The sequence below is a fragment of the Neobacillus sp. genome (genome assembly GCF_031988165.1).
GTDB classification, from domain to species: domain Bacteria; phylum Bacillota; class Bacilli; order Bacillales; family Cytobacillaceae; genus Neobacillus; species Neobacillus rhizosphaerae.
Window position 1 is genome coordinate 15,214 of record NZ_DALZYO010000029.1, and the last position, 16,115, is coordinate 31,328.

Here is a 16,115-nt window from a genome sequence, read left to right on the forward strand (position 1 = left end):
TTTTACCAAATTGCAGTCATAAAACATATTGCTAATTTTTAGAAAAACAGAAAAATATCGTAACAATCTAATTTTGAGGTGAATGAGATGGGACTCTGGTAGTTTGGATTTGTTGTTCTGTGGAGTAAAAACGCGGATTCAGTCAACTTTTGTTGGAATTCTGCGATATTATCGCTTAATTTCGCAATCAAACTACTATTTCCGCGGAAATTCCCGATAATTCCTCCAAACAGCATAACAAAAGCAAAATCAACACACTTAAAGGGCCAAAAAAAAACAGAGACCAGAGCCTCTGTTGGGTTTATTTCGTAATCAACTTCAATGCCGTTTGCAGCTGAAGATCATTCTTTTCTTTTTTCATTTCCTTAATCGCAGCCGCTTCGAGCTTGGAAGCAGTTTTGGCATCAATTTTTCCAGTCGGCTGTAAATCATATTCCTGCTGGAAGCCTTTAACGGCAATCGTGGTTTTGTCGCTATAATATCCGTCAGATCGGCCAGGCGCAAAGCCCAGACCGGCTAAAATTTCTTGGGCATTCTTGATCTGCTCATTGTTCATGTCCTCGACTAACGGCTTCTCTACTTGAATAGGGTGGGTTGCGAATATAGCTGGCTGTTTGACGGCAACATCCGGTTTAATCCCTTTTTTATGAATCCAATTTCCATCTGGGGTCAACCATTTAAATAGGGTTAATTTAATATTGCTGCCATCCCCCATTGGGACCGCCTGCTGAACGGTTCCTTTACCAAATGTCGTTTCCCCGACGAGTTGGTATCCTACAGCTTCCTGCAGTGAGCCTGCTAAAATTTCCGAAGCGGAGGCACTGCCTTTGTTCACTAGGACAAGCACGGGATAATCCTTTTTCGCGGAAATAGTGGAAAAATAACGATTTTTTTTCCCGTTCCGCTGCTCGATTTGAACATATGGCTTATCCTTCGGGATAAATTCCTTTAAAATCTCTCCGACACTGTCCAGCAGTCCGCCTGGGTTCCCCCGCACATCAATGATTAGCCCTTTTATTTGGTCGTTTTCTAGCGCCTTTAAATCCTTTTTAAAATCAGCTGCAGTATCTTGAGAGAAGGAAGTTAATTCAATATAGCCTATTTTTTTGCCATCATGCTTCTTAATGGAAGAATGGACAGTCTCAAGTGGAATTTCATCACGCTTTACATCAATAGAGAGTGGTTCCTTCAGACCTTTTCGGGCAATCTCTAAAGTTACCAACGTGCCTTTTTTCCCGCGAATTTTTAATGTAGCTTTATTGAGGTCAAGCCCTTCAACACTTTTACCGTCAACCTTCAAAATCTGGTCATTAGGCTTAATGCCTGCTTTCTCAGCAGGAGAATTTTTAAATGGCGACACGATGACAATTTTTCCATCGACCATCCCGACCTCGGCACCAATGCCTTCAAAGGATGATTCCAAGGTTTGGGTGAATTGCTTGGCCGTTTCCTTGTCCATATAAACTGAGTAAGGATCCTTTAACACGGAAAGCATTCCTTGAATCGCACCTTCCACTAGCTTATCCTCGTCCACTTTTTCCACATAGCGGCTTAAAATGAGATCATAGGCCTGCTCGACTTTTTCAAGATCTTTTGTATTGGTTTCAGAATTTACTGTAGGATCTTTTGGGGTCAGCGTTTGCTCCTGCTTCATGTTTCCTTCTTTTTTCTCTAAAAACTGCATTCCAGCATAGGTGCCCCCTGCTCCGAATAAAAGCGAACCCGTCATCAACAGGGCAATCCATTTTCGATTCATCCAGAATCCTCCTCAAGTTAAATACCTGTCATATTAATTTAATAAAAAGGCACCGAATTCCTGCCCAATTATTAACTTATATGTGAGGAATGGACGAGTTATGAGTGAATGATGAAATTTACAAAACTACCATGAGTTTCAGCTCCCAACCTAATCATGGAAATGAATGGAATGCGAGGGGACACCAACATAATAAAGGCTGGCTATGGGAGAAGAGCTAAGGTTTACTTCATTCAAAGTGATACATATATTTTTTTCATTAAGACATAGTTAACTGATTCAGATTTTCAAACCCTTTTTCCACAAAAAAAGAAGAAGCTCTCAGGCTTCTCCTCATTCTAATTAAGGTAGCGGTACAATACCGACAGGATTGATAGCATTACGCTTATCCTGTGTCCACGGACCATTATGAAGTTCAAAATGTAAATGTTGGCCTTCTGAAGCGCCGGTATTACCCATGACACCAATCTGCTGACCTTTTCTCACCACTGCCCCATCGCCAACCATGCGAGAACTCATATGGGCATAAACAGTTGTAAAAACCTGTCCATTGTAGGAGTGGGAAATAAAGATACAGTTTCCATAACTGCTAGAATAATAGGATTGAATGACGACACCGTCAGCAGCAGCCAAAATCGGTACCATCGTCCGATTGGCAATATCTACTCCATAGTGCATTCCGTCACCACGGCCGCCGAAACCGGAACTGCGGTGGCCTTGAGCCGGCTGGGTCCAGAAACCACTTGAAACTCCTGGTGTTGCTCCGGAACTGCCGCCACTTCCGCCACTTCCGCCACTTCCGCCACTTCCGCCGTTTGCTGAGTTATTTTTTGCCGCCTCTGCCGCCTTTGCCGCCTCTGCCGCAGCTCTAGCTTGTGCCTCTTGCTCCAGCTTGATGGCCTTTTGAATCGCTGCCTCTTGAGATCCGAGAATTTGTTCCTGCTCTTTTAAATCCATCACACCTTCATGGATTTCATTTTCTTGACTTTTTAGACTTCCTAATAGTTTATCCTTTTCAGCTTTTTGGGCAGACAAACGCTGATTCATACTTTCCAAGTCTGCCAGCATTTTTTTTAAGCTGGCCAAGTCCTTTTCAACTTGAGTTTGTTTCTTCTCAAGCTCGGTTTTATCTGCTTCATGCAGCTTTATAATATCCTGGTCAGCCTGCATAATCGTTGCTACAGCATTCGCACGGTCAATGAAATCGCTAAAGCTGGTTGACCCCATTAACACATCCAAGTAATTGACCATTCCACCCGTTTCCTGATAACTTCGGGCACGGTCCTTTAACAGCAAATTACGCTTCGCAATTCGCTCCTTGAGGATTTTTGTTTCTTCCTCAAGCTTTGCAATCTGAGTTTTTGTCTCTTCAATTTTAGCTGTTTTATCATCAATTTTTGCCGTCGCATCACTAATCGCAAAATCAAGCCGCTTCATTTCACTTTTCACATCTGCCTGCTGACCTTGAAGATTACTAATTTTATCGTTTGCTTGATTAATATCTGATTTTATATCAGAGCGCTGCTCGTGTATTTTATTTTGTTCATCTTTTAGTTTTGAGATTGATGCGGCCTCTATTTTTGTAGGAATCGCTCCAAAAATAGTCCCCAGACCAACCGTCACTGCCATGGCAAGCGTAATAACTGTTTTCTTCATTTCCAATTACTCCCCTCCATCTATCTCAATGTTTAAGTAAAACGTCTTTTAATCTATGTAAATCGAACTTTATTGTATTAAGTAGCATTACGATTTTATTAAACCAGGAAGGACATGACAGTCCGTCCCTCCTGACAAAAAATTACACCTTTAAGAATTTCCTTACAGACATCACGCTGCCCCATACTCCAATCACGGCTCCCATTAAAATTAGAATGCCGGAAACCTGATAAACAAATGGGTCAAATGGCAGCACTTTGATAAACGTCCCTTCAAGCTTTGGACCAATATAATCATAGGCACGGTAGTAGGCAATCGAAATCAGGATAATTGGTAAAATCGCACCAAGAATCCCAAGCCATAAACCTTCCAAAAAGAACGGCCAGCGAATAAAGTTATTTGTCGCCCCTACTAATCTCATAATCTTAATTTCTCTTCGTCTTGCAATTATCGTAATTTTAATCGTATTAGAAATTAAGAAAATCGCTGTAAAGAACAAGCCGATAATGAGGACGACTCCGACGTCGCGGCTCGCCTTAATAAACTTAAATAATTTTTCAACCTTGCCTTCTCCATATCTAACCTTCGATACATAATTTAGCTTTTCAGCTTTTTTAGCAACTACCATCGTATCGGTTGGCTTTTTCGTTTTTACGACAAATACGTCGTTTAGCGGATTATCCTGTTCAAAAAGTTTAAAGGCCTTTCCATCCTCACCAAGACTATTCACTAAATTATCTAGTTCTTTCTTTTTTGGTGAAAATGTAACACTTTGCACTTCCGGAATTCTTTCAATCTCACTTTTTAATGATTGCTGATCTTGTTTGTTCGCAGCAACATCGATGTGTACGCGAATTTGCACATCATCTTCAATGGTTTGTGCCACTCTGTTTAGATTCATCATAATTACGAAAAAGACACCGACTAAAATAAGCGTAACAGTAACGGCACTAACGGATGCAAACGTCATCCAGCCATTCCGGCTAATACTCTTTAAACTTTCACGGGCGTGACGGCCAACGGTTCTAATTTTCATAACCGTAATCACCTCTTTGTTCATCGCGCGCAATCCTGCCGCCTTCAATGGCAATCACGCGATGCTTCAATGTATTGACAATCTCTCTGTTATGAGTAGCCATAACAATCGTTGTTCCTCTTGTATTAATTTCTTCAAAAATGTTCATGATTTCCCATGAAGTCTCAGGGTCAAGGTTACCGGTAGGCTCGTCCGCAATCACAACCTTCGGTGAGTTGACTATTGAGCGTGCAATGGACACACGCTGTTGCTCACCGCCGGAAAGCTCCGTTGGAAGCATTTTTATTTTATGCTTTAAGTTAACTAGGTCGAGAACCTCCATAACCCGTTTTCGAATGTACTTAGGCTGAGCTTCAATTACTTCTAGCGCAAAGGCCACGTTTTCATAGACAGTCAAGGTCGGAAGCAGCTTAAAGTCCTGAAAGACGACGCCAAGATTTCTTCTGAAAAGCGGAACCTTTTTCATCTTTAATTTGGCAAGATTCACGCCATTCATTGTGATCGTTCCAGTAGTCGGTACTTCCTCACGATACATCATTTTGATGAATGTCGATTTCCCAGCACCACTCGGCCCAACGACATAAACAAATTCTCCCTGGTTAATCTTGACATCTATCCCATTAATGGCAGTCACACCATTCGGGTACTTTTTATATACTTCTTGCATCTCTATCATTCATATCACCTTTATTAAAAGATAGTTCGAATCGTGGATTCGACACAAATCTTTATTTATTTGCAAAATGGACTAAAATAACAAAAAATATGTGCATAATTTCGCATAGTTTTATTATAACATCATAAATCGCTAATAAAAGCGGAAAATATATTACAGTTTCTTTTCAAACAATACAAAAGCTGACAGGATTCTCTATCTTTTGAATAATAAAAAACGTTCTGCGATGTGCAGAACGTTTCAGACTGTCGACAAATTCGAAGAATTTCGGGTTTACCGACAGTCTTTTTTGTTTTGCTACATTAAACTTGGCTGTTGATTTCCGTTCCAGGCGCTTCGCTTTCCGCGGGCGGTTCGGTGAGCCTCCTCGGCGCTTCCAGCGCCTGCGGGGTCTCACCTGTCCCGTCCTCCCGCAGGAGTCTTCGCGCCTTCCACTCCAATCAACAGTGTGTATAAATCAATAATGTACATTAACACAGTCTTTTGTATAATTTAGGTACAGTGAATTAAATGAGGTGGATGAAATGCTTACTAAAAATACACAGATGAATCGTGATCAAATAGAAATGATAGCTTTAGAACAACTTGTACCCGCGAACCATTTGGTTCGCAAGATAGAAGCTGCTATTGATTTTTCATTTATCTATTCACTTGTTCAAGATATGTATTCATCTGAACGGGGACGTCCGAGTATTGACCCTGTGGTATTGATTAAGATGGCTTTCATTCAATATACCTTCGGTATTCGCTCAATGCGTCAAACCATTGCAGAAATCGAAACGAATATGGCATATCGCTGGTTTCTCGGCTTTGGTTTTTATGATAAGGTTCCACACTTTTCAACGTTTGGTAAAAACTACGAGCGACGCTTTAAGGATACTGATTTATTTGAACAGATTTTCTTTCGTATTTTAAAGGAAGCCTCAGAAAAGAAATTGATTATTAGCGATCACGTATTTATTGATTCTACACATGTTAAAGCTAGTGCAAATAAGCGAAAATTTGAGAAGAAAGTAGTTCGAAAGGAATCGAAGGCGTATGAAACTCGTCTACAAGAAGAGATTAATAAAGACCGTGAAGATCATGGAAAAAAGCCATTTCCTCCGGATAAATTTGAAAAAGAAGAATTAAAGGAAATTAAAGAAAGTACCACTGACCCAGAAAGTGGTTATTACGTAAAGGATGAGCGAACGAAACAGTTCGCATACTCATTTCATGCGGCCTCGGATCGAAATGGTTTTGTTTTGGGTACAATTGTAACTCCAGGGAATATCCATGATAGCGTCGTTTTCGAGCCACTACTTGAGAAGGTCATTGAAAAACACGGGAAACCTGAAGCTGTTGCTGCTGATGCAGGATACAAAACACCTGCTATTGCTCAATTCGTATTTGAAAATGATATGACTCCAGCATTACCATATACACGCCCTCGTACGAAGGAGGGTTATATGAAAAAACATGAGTATATTTATGATGAATACTACGATTGTTATATCTGTCCGCAAGGACAAATACTGAAATATGCAACGACGACGAAGAATGGAAAGCGTCAATACTTCTCTAATCCGCTTGAGTGCCAAAATTGTCCTTTGCTTTCAGAATGCACGCAGAGTAAAGAACACAAAAAATTAATTGAGCGACATGTTTGGGAACATTACATAGAAGAAGCCGATCATCTTCGTCACACACCAGAGAATAAAAGCATATACGCTAGACGTAAAGAAACGATTGAACGTGTCTTTGCGGATGCTAAGGAAAAGCATGGTATGCGTTGGACAACCTTAAGAGGCCTAAAAAAATTGTCCATGCAAGCGATGCTTACTTTTGCTGCCATGAACTTGAAAAAGATGGCCAGCTGGACCTGGAAAGGTCCAGAAATGGCGTAATAATAGGCATAGAAAAGGTCTAAATTTTGCTCTTACGAGCAAAAACCCAACAAAAAGGCATCCGAATGGGGTCATTCGAATGCCTTTTGTCTACAATCTGAAACGTTCTGCGATGTGCAGAACGTTTTTGTTTTTGATTATTTCTACTTTTTAGCAGCAAGCCAGTCAGCAACTTTGTTAGCGTCATCGCCTTGAATAACATCTTTCGGCATTGCGCCTTTACCATTTTTAATCGTATTCAAAATTTCATCCTTCGACAGCGTTGATCCAATCTTTGTCAAGTTCGGACCCATGCCACCCTTTAAATCTCCGCCATGACAGCTAGAGCATTTTTGATCGAAAATCTTTGCTGCATCTCCGCCGCTTGCCGTATCAGTACCTTTATCACTAGTACCGCCGCCACAGGCAGCAAGACCCATTACAAGGGACGTCCCCAACAACAATGTTAGTAGCTTTTTCTTCATCATTACTACCCCCTTCTGAAAATAATACCATCAATGTACTATTATACCAATCCTACGCGCGTTTGAAACCCTCACCTAAAACCTCAGCCGCGTCCATAACGACTACAAATGCAGATGGATCAAGGGTTTCGACCAATTGTTTCAATTTCGTGAACTCCGTTTGATCAACCACGCACATCAGAACTGGCCGTTCATGGTCTGTAAAACCACCATATGCTGATAGTTTTGTCACACCACGGTCAATTTTATTCAATATTCCTTCACGAACTTCGTCTTGTTTACTGGTAATAATCATCGCCATTTTTGACCGCCCAAACCCCACCTGAACCAAATCAATCGTTTTGCTTGTCACATATAAAGCAATCAGGGCATACAAACCTTTTTCAATGTCAAAGACAATGGCGGCGGTAAGGACGATTAATCCATCGATCATGACGACACATCTGCCAAGTGTAAAGCCTGTATATTTATTGATGATTTGAGCGGCTAGGTCAGTCCCCCCAGTTGATGCTTTTCCCCTAAACACAATCCCAAGTCCAAGCCCAACGCCAATTCCTCCGAACAAAGACCCGAGTAAAGCGTCATGCGTCCATGGCTCGAAATTTTTTGTTAAAATAACAACCAATGGCAGAAAAATGGTCCCGGCAAGTGTTTTCGCACCAAATTGTTTTCCTAATAAAATGACGCCAGCGATAAATAATGGAATATTAAACGCCCATTGGACATAGGCAGGCTCCCAGCCAAGTACTGTTTTTAAAATCGTACTAATTCCGCTTACTCCGCCCGAAGCCACTTGGTTTGGCAATAAAAAAACGTTAAATGCCATGGCAATGATGGCTGATCCAATTAGCACAAAAAGATAATCTATAACGATTCTCATTTTTGGATATGTATGTGTAAGATTGCTTAAAATATTCATACCGATATTCCTCTCTATAATGCATTCCACAATCATTTTTTCTAGTAACCGAAAGTGAGTATAGCATGGCTTAAATATCGTGTAAACGGCATTAAATTGACGTGATAAAGGATTAAAATTTTCATTAGCATTTGCTAATAAAGTGGTTTTCATAAGAGACTCGAAAAAAGGATAATTTTCACTTAGAAGGAAGTGATTTTCCGAAAATTCCAAGAATAATCCGGAACATCATAAAAAAAACCTTTGTCGAAATGGTCGACAAAGGCCTTTGAGGTTAAATATTGAACTCGATTGCTTTAATCATTAACTATTTAAGAAATTCTTGAACGCAGATAAGCATTAATAAACTGATCTAAATCCCCGTCCATTACAGCCTGAACATTTCCGCTTTCAGTGTTTGTTCGATGGTCTTTAACCATTGAATACGGATGAAAAACGTAGGAGCGGATTTGGCTTCCCCAGCCAATTTCCTTCTGCTCGCCACGAATTTCTAAAAGCTCTTGTTCCTGCCGCTCGATTTCCAATTGATAAAGCTTGGCTTTTAGCATTTTCAGCGCAGCCTCGCGGTTTTTAATTTGCGAACGTTCTGCTTGACAGGTAACGACCACACCCGTTGGCAGGTGGGTAATCCGGATCGCCGAATCAGTGGTATTGATATGTTGTCCACCCGCCCCAGTTGCACGATAGGTATCAATTTTTAAATCTTCTGTCCGAACTTCAATTTGAATATCATCATTCAGTTCAGGCATGACTTCACAGGAGACGAACGACGTATGGCGGCGGCCAGAGGCGTCAAACGGTGAAATCCTTACAAGCCGGTGAACCCCTTTTTCTGCCTTTAAGTAACCGTAGGCATTATGGCCTTTGATGGCAAGCGTTACACTCTTAATTCCCGCTTCATCACCAGGCAGATAATCCAGCGTCTCCACCTTAAAACCCTTCTTTTCAGCCCAGCGGGTATACATCCGGAGCAGCATCGAGCCCCAGTCCTGTGATTCCGTTCCGCCTGCACCCGGATGAAGCTCCAAAATCGCATTATTTTTATCGTACTCCTCACTCAAGAGAAGCTGCAGCTCAAATTGACTCAAACGGCTGGTTAACTGCTGAAGCTCCGCTTCCAGCTCCACCCGTAGTTCTTCATCATTTTCTTCTTTCACCAACTCATAGGTCAATTCCAGATTTTCAAACGAGTCATTTAATTCATTGAACTCATTCACCTGATCCTTTAAGCCATTGGCCTCGCTAATGACCGTTTGTGCTGTTTGCTGATCGTTCCAAAAATCGGGCTGGAGCATAACATCGTCTAGCTCAGCGATTCTCGCTTCCTTGTTCTCAAGGTCAAAGAGACCCCCTAAAGTCCACTAATTTCTTAGCTGTTTTTTCAAGTTCATTCCGAATTTCTGCTAATTCCATTTTCGTCACCTCTATAAAAAATAAAAATTACGTCCTATTTGGTAGGTTATTCTGAAAAGGTCTATTCAGTTCCTTAACCATTATAGCGTGATAACCGCTCAAAATACAAAGTCTGAAGGGAAATAGGCTCAAACTACTCCAAAATGCCACTTATTTAAATAGTATTTTTATATACCAACATGTCAAAAATGGTACTATTAAATAAGATAGAGTACTGAAATGAGCCTATTCAATCAACAATTCGTTACATAATTAATAAGAAGACCCTTTTAACAAGGCTTTAAGAAGAATAGCTAACAAAATAGAGAAATAGAAGGAGCGGAGTGAGATGGAAAAGATTAACCGAAATGATCTTTGCCCATGCGGCAGTGGGAAAAAATATAAAAAGTGCTGCGGAGTGAGCGAAGCCATTTCCATCACCCAGATTATTGAAAATGAAATGGATGAGTTACAAAAACAAATTCTTCAATTTGCTTACTTTCACTTTGGGAATGAAATCCAAGAGGATTTTGAGGATTTAGAAGAATTCATAGACATCGAACATGAACAGGAACGCGAATTTTATGAACTGATCCATGCAATATGGTTTACCCTTTTTGAAGAATTAGATGACGGAGAAAGGATTATTGAGAAATATATTGTGGCGGAAGCTGGAAAAATAAAACGCCCTAAGCTACGGCAAATTTTACAATCATGGACAGAAGCTAGGGTGATTGCCGGAAAAGTCATCCGCACTGAAAACAACAAGCTTACCGTTGAGGATGGCTTAACCTCTGAACAACTAGATACCATTGTTGCGAATGTTACTGTCACGATTGAAGAGGGTTCTTTCTTCATCGGAATAATGGTGCCTTACGAGCAAAATTATCTCTTCTTTCCATCACCATTTGATTTGCCTGACTTAAAACCTGAACATGCCTTTTCTTATATCAAAGATAGTAGTCTCGATGCCGACTACGAAACACCGCAAGAATATTTGACTGATTTTTTCATGGAGGTCTTGAGTGAACTGCCAATGGTCGGTGGTTTGCTGGAAATAGAAGAAATGGAATGGCCGGAACCAATTTATAAAGAAGTCGCAGATATTGTCAAGGCGAAGCTGCAATCTGAGTTACCCCCTCCGATTGTAGATACAGGCATAATCCTTTGGTTTAATTTTTGCGAAAAAAAGAAAAAGCGGATTCAAAATCCGAATCTTTATGCCGCCGCCCTCCATTATTTACTGTCTACCATTGTTCCGCTGGGAGAAATGGTCACACAAAAGGATTTGGCTCTGGCTTACGGTGTTTCCCCGGGGGGGGTTTCCTCAATCGTATCAGAAATGGAATCGGTATTATCTCAGGAAATTGCTGAGCTGAATGGGTTGTTTTATGTTGTGGATGACGCTTCTTCCATACCGCCATTTGAAAAAGCAGCAGTAATTGAGTTTCCTAATAAACGCGGACCGGTGGATGTTGAAACAATTAAGAAGAAAACTCTTTCGGGTCCTAAAGCTGTGAAAAACAATGACAAAAAAATGATTCAAAAGGTTTCGAAACATGATGAAGATCGGCCCGAAACATAATCTTTAAAAATCGAGAGGTCACCTTGACCTTTCGATTTTTTTTCGAAATTTGAAATTGAAAATATGTTCCTTAAAGATTCACGAAGACATCGTAAATTCCCTTAACGGTAGAGATATAATTAACATCAGCTATATTAATGGAAGGGAGTTTGTATTCATGAAAAAAATTGCTATCGTTTTGGGTTTGTTTCTTTTAGGAATTGGGATTATCCCCATAAAATATTTTACGACATTATTGGATTCAAAGGAGTCAGCCATTATTGTTAATAAACATTATCCTTTTACGGATGATTATCAAGATAAACAAAAATTAACTAAAGCAGTTGATAATATTTTTATTGGCGAGGTCATTAGGGAAGTTGGGAATGAGCAGTACTCTGGAAATCCCAATACCCAATTTTTAGTGCGGATTACACAAAATATTAAAGGGGCTCTACTTGGTGACATTACGGTCAATCAAGAAGGAGGGTATTTTAAAGAAAAAGGAGAATTATATCTTCTTTCCTACGAAAAGTCTCCACTACTAAAAAAGAGTGAAATGTATTTATTCGCTGTTTCTGCAACGAACAAGGGTTATTATAAAATGATGCCGAAATATGGCAGTATGCTTTTGGATAATGAGGATGAGAAAATGAAACAAATTGAGGAATTTAAAAAAATAATAGCGGAAAATTAAAGGTTCCTTCAGCAAAATTCTCTGGGAAGAAATAAGGGAATCAGGGAATTACTTAAATAATATGATGATAAAAATTGTTTCTCAAATATATACGGAGTTGACTTCCGTCTATAGCCAAGCATTCACACAAAAAAGTCGAGAGGTTTCCTCTCGACTTTTTATCAATTTTTACCTTTTTTAGGTCCATGTGCTGCCTCGATAAATGCTTTGTTTTCATCTGCACTGTCACTATGACATTTTGAACATGCTTTATCACTATTTTTATTATGACCCGTATTTGTTGGATCATCTATTGCCATTCCTGTTGTTTCATCGTAAATGGCCTTACCTGTCACGCCATAAATCGCAGTTTTACCATTATGACAGGTTACACAGAAAGCGCGTTCCTTCGTTAAGTCCCATTCACCTGTTTTAGCTTCAAAAGCTGTTGGGTTTTCATGACCTAACTGTGTTTTTAAATTTTTTATATTATCGGAACCATGTGTATCATGACATTCAGCACATGGAATATGTCCAGCAAGAGGACTTCCATCTTGGGCTTTTATGATATGACCTGAAAAATTCTTCTCTTCTGCTGAAATCTCCCGATTTGAGAAGGACGATTGCCCATTATCATTTTCATATTGCTTCTTAATTTCTTCCGTTAAATTATTATAATAACTTGCTATGTCTGGAGTTTGCTCATATTTCTTTTGGAAATTTGAATTATGACAGCGGAGGCAGAGCTCATAATCTTCATATATTCCGACTGCAGTATTCGATTTATTATACTGGAATAACCGATATTCCACGGCAGGATTGGCTATTTTTTCAGCACTATCTGATTCATGACAGGATTCACACAGTTGTTCCTTACTGCTAATTTCCCCAGTTGGTTTAACCTGATCAGGATCAGACGAATCCGGAGGTAAGTGCTTATATGTTATATGATCTTGTAACAAGTTAGGGTTTTTTTCTGACCAATCCAAATGCGGATTATGACAGCTTGAACAGGAGCTTCCACTTGGTTTCCCATCAATCTTTACCGCAGCCTTATGGGTATGTGTACTTTGACTATTCTCCGGCATTGGTGCAACAGTTCCGTCATGACAAGCCATACAATAATTATCAACTGCTACTTTCTCATTTTGACCAGCATCCGTTGTCGTTTTTGCTGACAGTAAATTTGGATCGTTTGCTTCATGGGTACTATGGCAATTTCCACAAATATTCACATTATTACCATAATTGCCATGTGGATTCTGATGTGTTTTTAATGGAGTACTAACAGTAGTAAACGACCATACTTTAGGAAAGGCCATATTCCCGGCAACATCCATCACCCCTAAGGGACTAATAATTACATTATATTTCGTATTAGGTGTTAAAGGTGTTTCCGGAGTAAAGATAATTTCTTTGGTTTTAGAATCATAATAAAATGTTCCTGGAACATTTGTACCATTTGTAGAAAGATGGATACTATCATTTATTTTTTGTTCGTTTAATCCATTTACATCTAATACCTTAATTTTAATAGTAGTATTTAATGAAACCTGTGTCATGTCTTGGGATGGATAAATCTCTGATAAAACAATTGGTTTGGTTAACGTAATATTGGGTGGAGTTGTATCTATTGAAAGATTGATGGTATTAGTTATTGCTGTTTTTCCTTCAGAATCTGTTGCTTTAGCATAAATCCCGTAAGTGCCGTCTGGCAAAACAACGTTTATAGTCCAACTATTTCCAACAATATCATTTGTTGTACCAATTTTCTCAGTTCCATTATAAAGATCCACGGATACTCCTGCAGCGAAATTCTCAATTGTTCCAGAAATCGTAATGGTTTTCGCGTTTAGAATATCACCAGTTTTAGGTGTAGTAATAGTAACTGCTGGTTCAGTTCCATTTAATTCTTCTCCTTGAACAGTTAGTACAGGAAAAAATCTAATCGACCCTAAAAATTGAAAACATAAAACTAAAAGGATTAGTACTTGCAACTTGGTTTTATGCAGGGATCCGCTTTGTTTCATTTAGTCCCCCTCGTCTCTGCTTTAAAAGTATTAATTTCACTACAAATCTATTTTAAATCTATTATGGTGTAGGTACTAGTGGTTAGAGATATTATTCAATAAATATTCATATATAAATGGTTAATATGTATTTTAAAAGATGGTGAGGAACTCCTAATATTAATTAATTTTTTTATTATATTCATTTTGTGAGGAAGTTAACAGTTAACTTTCAGTATTTACTGTAACCTTCTTGTAAATAGGAAAAGTTATTTGATATGCAATTAGGTATGCAGGTAGAATAGATTATAATAAAATAAGAGGTTATGCCAAAGCATAACCCCTTATTTAAAAAATTATTTCTTTTACTTGCAATTAGTTGCAGCTAATTGTTAGCTTATTTTATTAATAGCCAGTAGGCATTCCATTTGGATGATCAGCTGGACGCTCAGCGTTCTTGATTACTTCAGCGTGTGAACTGTTATGGCAAGCCCAACATACTGACATGTTAGTGAACTTCTTAAGAGCAGAAGAAGCGTTATTGTCTTGCATGTAGTTTAATGCATCAGGTTCAGTCATTGCTTTGCCAGTACCCATTTTAGTTTCGTCTGTTAAGTCTTTAATTGTGCGTCCAAGAGCATCCTTCATGATGTAAGCGTCAGTACCGTGACCGTAGTGGCAGCGTACGCAAGTGTAGCCGTCGCTGTTTGTGCTGTGACGGTATGAAGAAACTCCATCAGCAAAGTGAGTATTTTTGCCTAACTTTTGCTTTTCTGCTGTACTATCACTTGAACTTTGCAAGTAGTCAGTGTGACAAGCTGCACAGAATTGAGACATTTTAACCCCGACGTTTGTAACGGTTTTATCAGCATCAGTTCCAACTTTGTAGCCAAAGTCTTTCATTTGTTGTTCGGTTACCTTTCCATTTCCAAAATCTTTAAGAGGAGCACCGCTAAAGTAAGCTTTTTGGATTACATCGTAGCCGCTCTTAGCCATTTTAACTACTATAGGACGAGCAATGAAACCTATTGTAGCTGCTTTTAGTTCTGTAGCACCTGCTGCAGAAGTAGAATATACTTGGGCTTTTTCATAGTCGAAATAAACACCAGAAGTTGAACCATAGACAGGAAAATCATATTCTGTTTCAACTACATCCTTTGTTGCTGGGTTATCTCCTAATTTTACATATTGTAAACGTGAATAGTAAGATAGACCGTCTGTACGGCCTACATAGCCATATACCCATGGAGCTTCGGATTTTGTATAAGTAGCTCCGTTTTTATTGTATTGTGCCACAGTTACTTTACCATCAACATCTGTTGAACGAAGTAATACTACAGCCGCAGTTTGTGCAGTAAGAGTATCTACTACAGGAACGTTCTCTAATTGGTTACCACCTTTAGAAACTGGCATTGCAGCAATTCCGTTTGGATTGTATGCAAGTAAACGGTCAGAGTAAGATCCGTGCGGTGCGTGACAGCTTGCACAGTTGAAGCTTTCGCCCCATTGAGATCCATATTCTTTACTAGTTGATGTTGGATTTCCTCCAGGAGCTGCACTGATTTGCAGGCTATCATTAGACATGTGCTGAGATGAACCGTGAGTACCGCCGAATGTTCCGGCACCACTCATAGCTTTAGTAGCATCAGCAGATAGTGAACCATCAGTGAATACGTTTAAGTAACCTAAAGTACCATCATGGCATGCAGTACATGTGTTATAAACAGTATCTGCGAAAAGTAAGCTATCGCCTTGTGCAGTATGCACCTGGTGGCAGCTTGCACAAGAGTTTGTGTTATTTTGATAAGAAGAATGCACGTGTTGGCCAGTCAAAGCTTTTACTACAGAATGGTTGACGCCTGGATCGTCAACACCTTGACCAGTTTCGTTTGCGTTAAGGTTGACTTTTCCAGCTGCCCCTGAAGGCATACCATTTGGATTATTGCCATGATCTGCAGCAGATGCACCAGCAGCAAACATGCCTAATAGCATGATTGCAAAAAGTAAGCTAAAGCTAAACTTTCTCATTCTTGAAACCTCCCAAATAATCTCTCTTTTTTTCTCTCTTTTTTTGTTTTTAT

13 protein-coding genes are annotated in these 16,115 nt (G+C 39.5%); 3 read left to right on the forward strand and 10 right to left on the reverse strand.

The window, feature by feature from the left end; all coding sequences use genetic code 11:
• Positions 1–301: 301 nt before the first annotated feature.
• The 5 genes from RTR43_RS17100 to RTR43_RS17120 all read right to left on the reverse strand — a co-directional run bounded on the left by RTR43_RS17100 (position 302) and on the right by RTR43_RS17120 (position 5,521).
• Positions 302–1,756 (reverse strand): S41 family peptidase, encoded by a 1,455-nt coding sequence (locus tag RTR43_RS17100; protein ID WP_312473435.1) that lies wholly within the window; start codon positions 1,754–1,756, stop codon positions 302–304.
• Positions 1,757–2,098: 342 nt separating this feature from the next.
• Positions 2,099–3,412 (reverse strand): murein hydrolase activator EnvC family protein, encoded by a 1,314-nt coding sequence (locus RTR43_RS17105; protein ID WP_312473436.1) that lies wholly within the window; start codon positions 3,410–3,412, stop codon positions 2,099–2,101.
• A gap of 142 nt (positions 3,413–3,554) precedes the next feature.
• Complete coding sequence (gene ftsX / locus RTR43_RS17110; protein ID WP_312473476.1) at positions 3,555–4,448, reverse strand: permease-like cell division protein FtsX; 894 nt, start codon at positions 4,446–4,448, stop codon at positions 3,555–3,557.
• Complete coding sequence (ftsE, locus tag RTR43_RS17115) at positions 4,438–5,124, reverse strand: cell division ATP-binding protein FtsE (protein WP_248737093.1); 687 nt, start codon at positions 5,122–5,124, stop codon at positions 4,438–4,440. The genes ftsX and ftsE overlap by 11 nt, the downstream gene beginning before the upstream one ends.
• A gap of 166 nt (positions 5,125–5,290) precedes the next feature.
• Positions 5,291–5,521: a hypothetical protein gene (locus RTR43_RS17120; RefSeq protein ID WP_312473437.1), complete on the reverse strand. Its 231-nt coding sequence runs from the start codon at positions 5,519–5,521 to the stop codon at positions 5,291–5,293.
• Between the two features lie 127 nt (positions 5,522–5,648).
• On the opposite strand from RTR43_RS17120, the gene RTR43_RS17125 reads away from it, so the two are divergent.
• The gene (locus RTR43_RS17125; RefSeq protein ID WP_312473438.1) at positions 5,649–7,010 is read left to right on the forward strand and encodes an IS1182 family transposase; all 1,362 of its coding nucleotides are present in this window, start codon (positions 5,649–5,651) and stop codon (positions 7,008–7,010) included.
• A 143-nt stretch (positions 7,011–7,153) separates the two neighbouring features.
• Here the strand turns inward: RTR43_RS17125 and cccB are convergent, their stop codons facing one another.
• The 3 genes from cccB to prfB form a co-directional block, all read right to left on the reverse strand.
• Positions 7,154–7,477: a cytochrome c551 gene (gene cccB / locus RTR43_RS17130; RefSeq protein ID WP_396954595.1), complete on the reverse strand. Its 324-nt coding sequence runs from the start codon at positions 7,475–7,477 to the stop codon at positions 7,154–7,156.
• A gap of 49 nt (positions 7,478–7,526) precedes the next feature.
• Positions 7,527–8,393 carry a YitT family protein gene (locus tag RTR43_RS17135; protein ID WP_312473439.1) on the reverse strand — a complete coding sequence of 289 codons (867 nt, stop codon included), beginning with the start codon at positions 8,391–8,393 and terminating at the stop codon, positions 7,527–7,529.
• Positions 8,394–8,704: 311 nt separating this feature from the next.
• Positions 8,705–9,806 (reverse strand): peptide chain release factor 2 gene (gene prfB / locus RTR43_RS17140; protein WP_312473440.1). Its coding sequence is split into 2 segments (ribosomal slippage): positions 8,705–9,733 and positions 9,735–9,806, totalling 1,101 coding nucleotides; the frame shifts between segments, so codons are not numbered across the junction.
• 328 nt (positions 9,807–10,134) lie between these two features.
• Between prfB and RTR43_RS17145 the strand changes: the two genes are divergently transcribed.
• Positions 10,135–11,370, forward strand: coding sequence for a YecA family protein (locus RTR43_RS17145; RefSeq protein ID WP_312473441.1), 1,236 nt, complete (start codon positions 10,135–10,137; stop codon positions 11,368–11,370).
• A gap of 157 nt (positions 11,371–11,527) precedes the next feature.
• Positions 11,528–12,046, forward strand: coding sequence for a hypothetical protein (locus RTR43_RS17150; RefSeq protein WP_312473442.1), 519 nt, complete (start codon positions 11,528–11,530; stop codon positions 12,044–12,046).
• Between the two features lie 161 nt (positions 12,047–12,207).
• Here the strand turns inward: RTR43_RS17150 and RTR43_RS17155 are convergent, their stop codons facing one another.
• Positions 12,208–14,055 carry an Ig-like domain-containing protein gene (locus RTR43_RS17155; RefSeq protein ID WP_312473443.1) on the reverse strand — a complete coding sequence of 616 codons (1,848 nt, stop codon included), beginning with the start codon at positions 14,053–14,055 and terminating at the stop codon, positions 12,208–12,210.
• Between the two features lie 384 nt (positions 14,056–14,439).
• On the reverse strand, positions 14,440–16,062 hold the full coding sequence (locus tag RTR43_RS17160) for a cytochrome c3 family protein (RefSeq protein WP_312473444.1): 1,623 nt from the start codon (positions 16,060–16,062) through the stop codon (positions 14,440–14,442).
• Positions 16,063–16,115 lie beyond the last annotated feature (53 nt).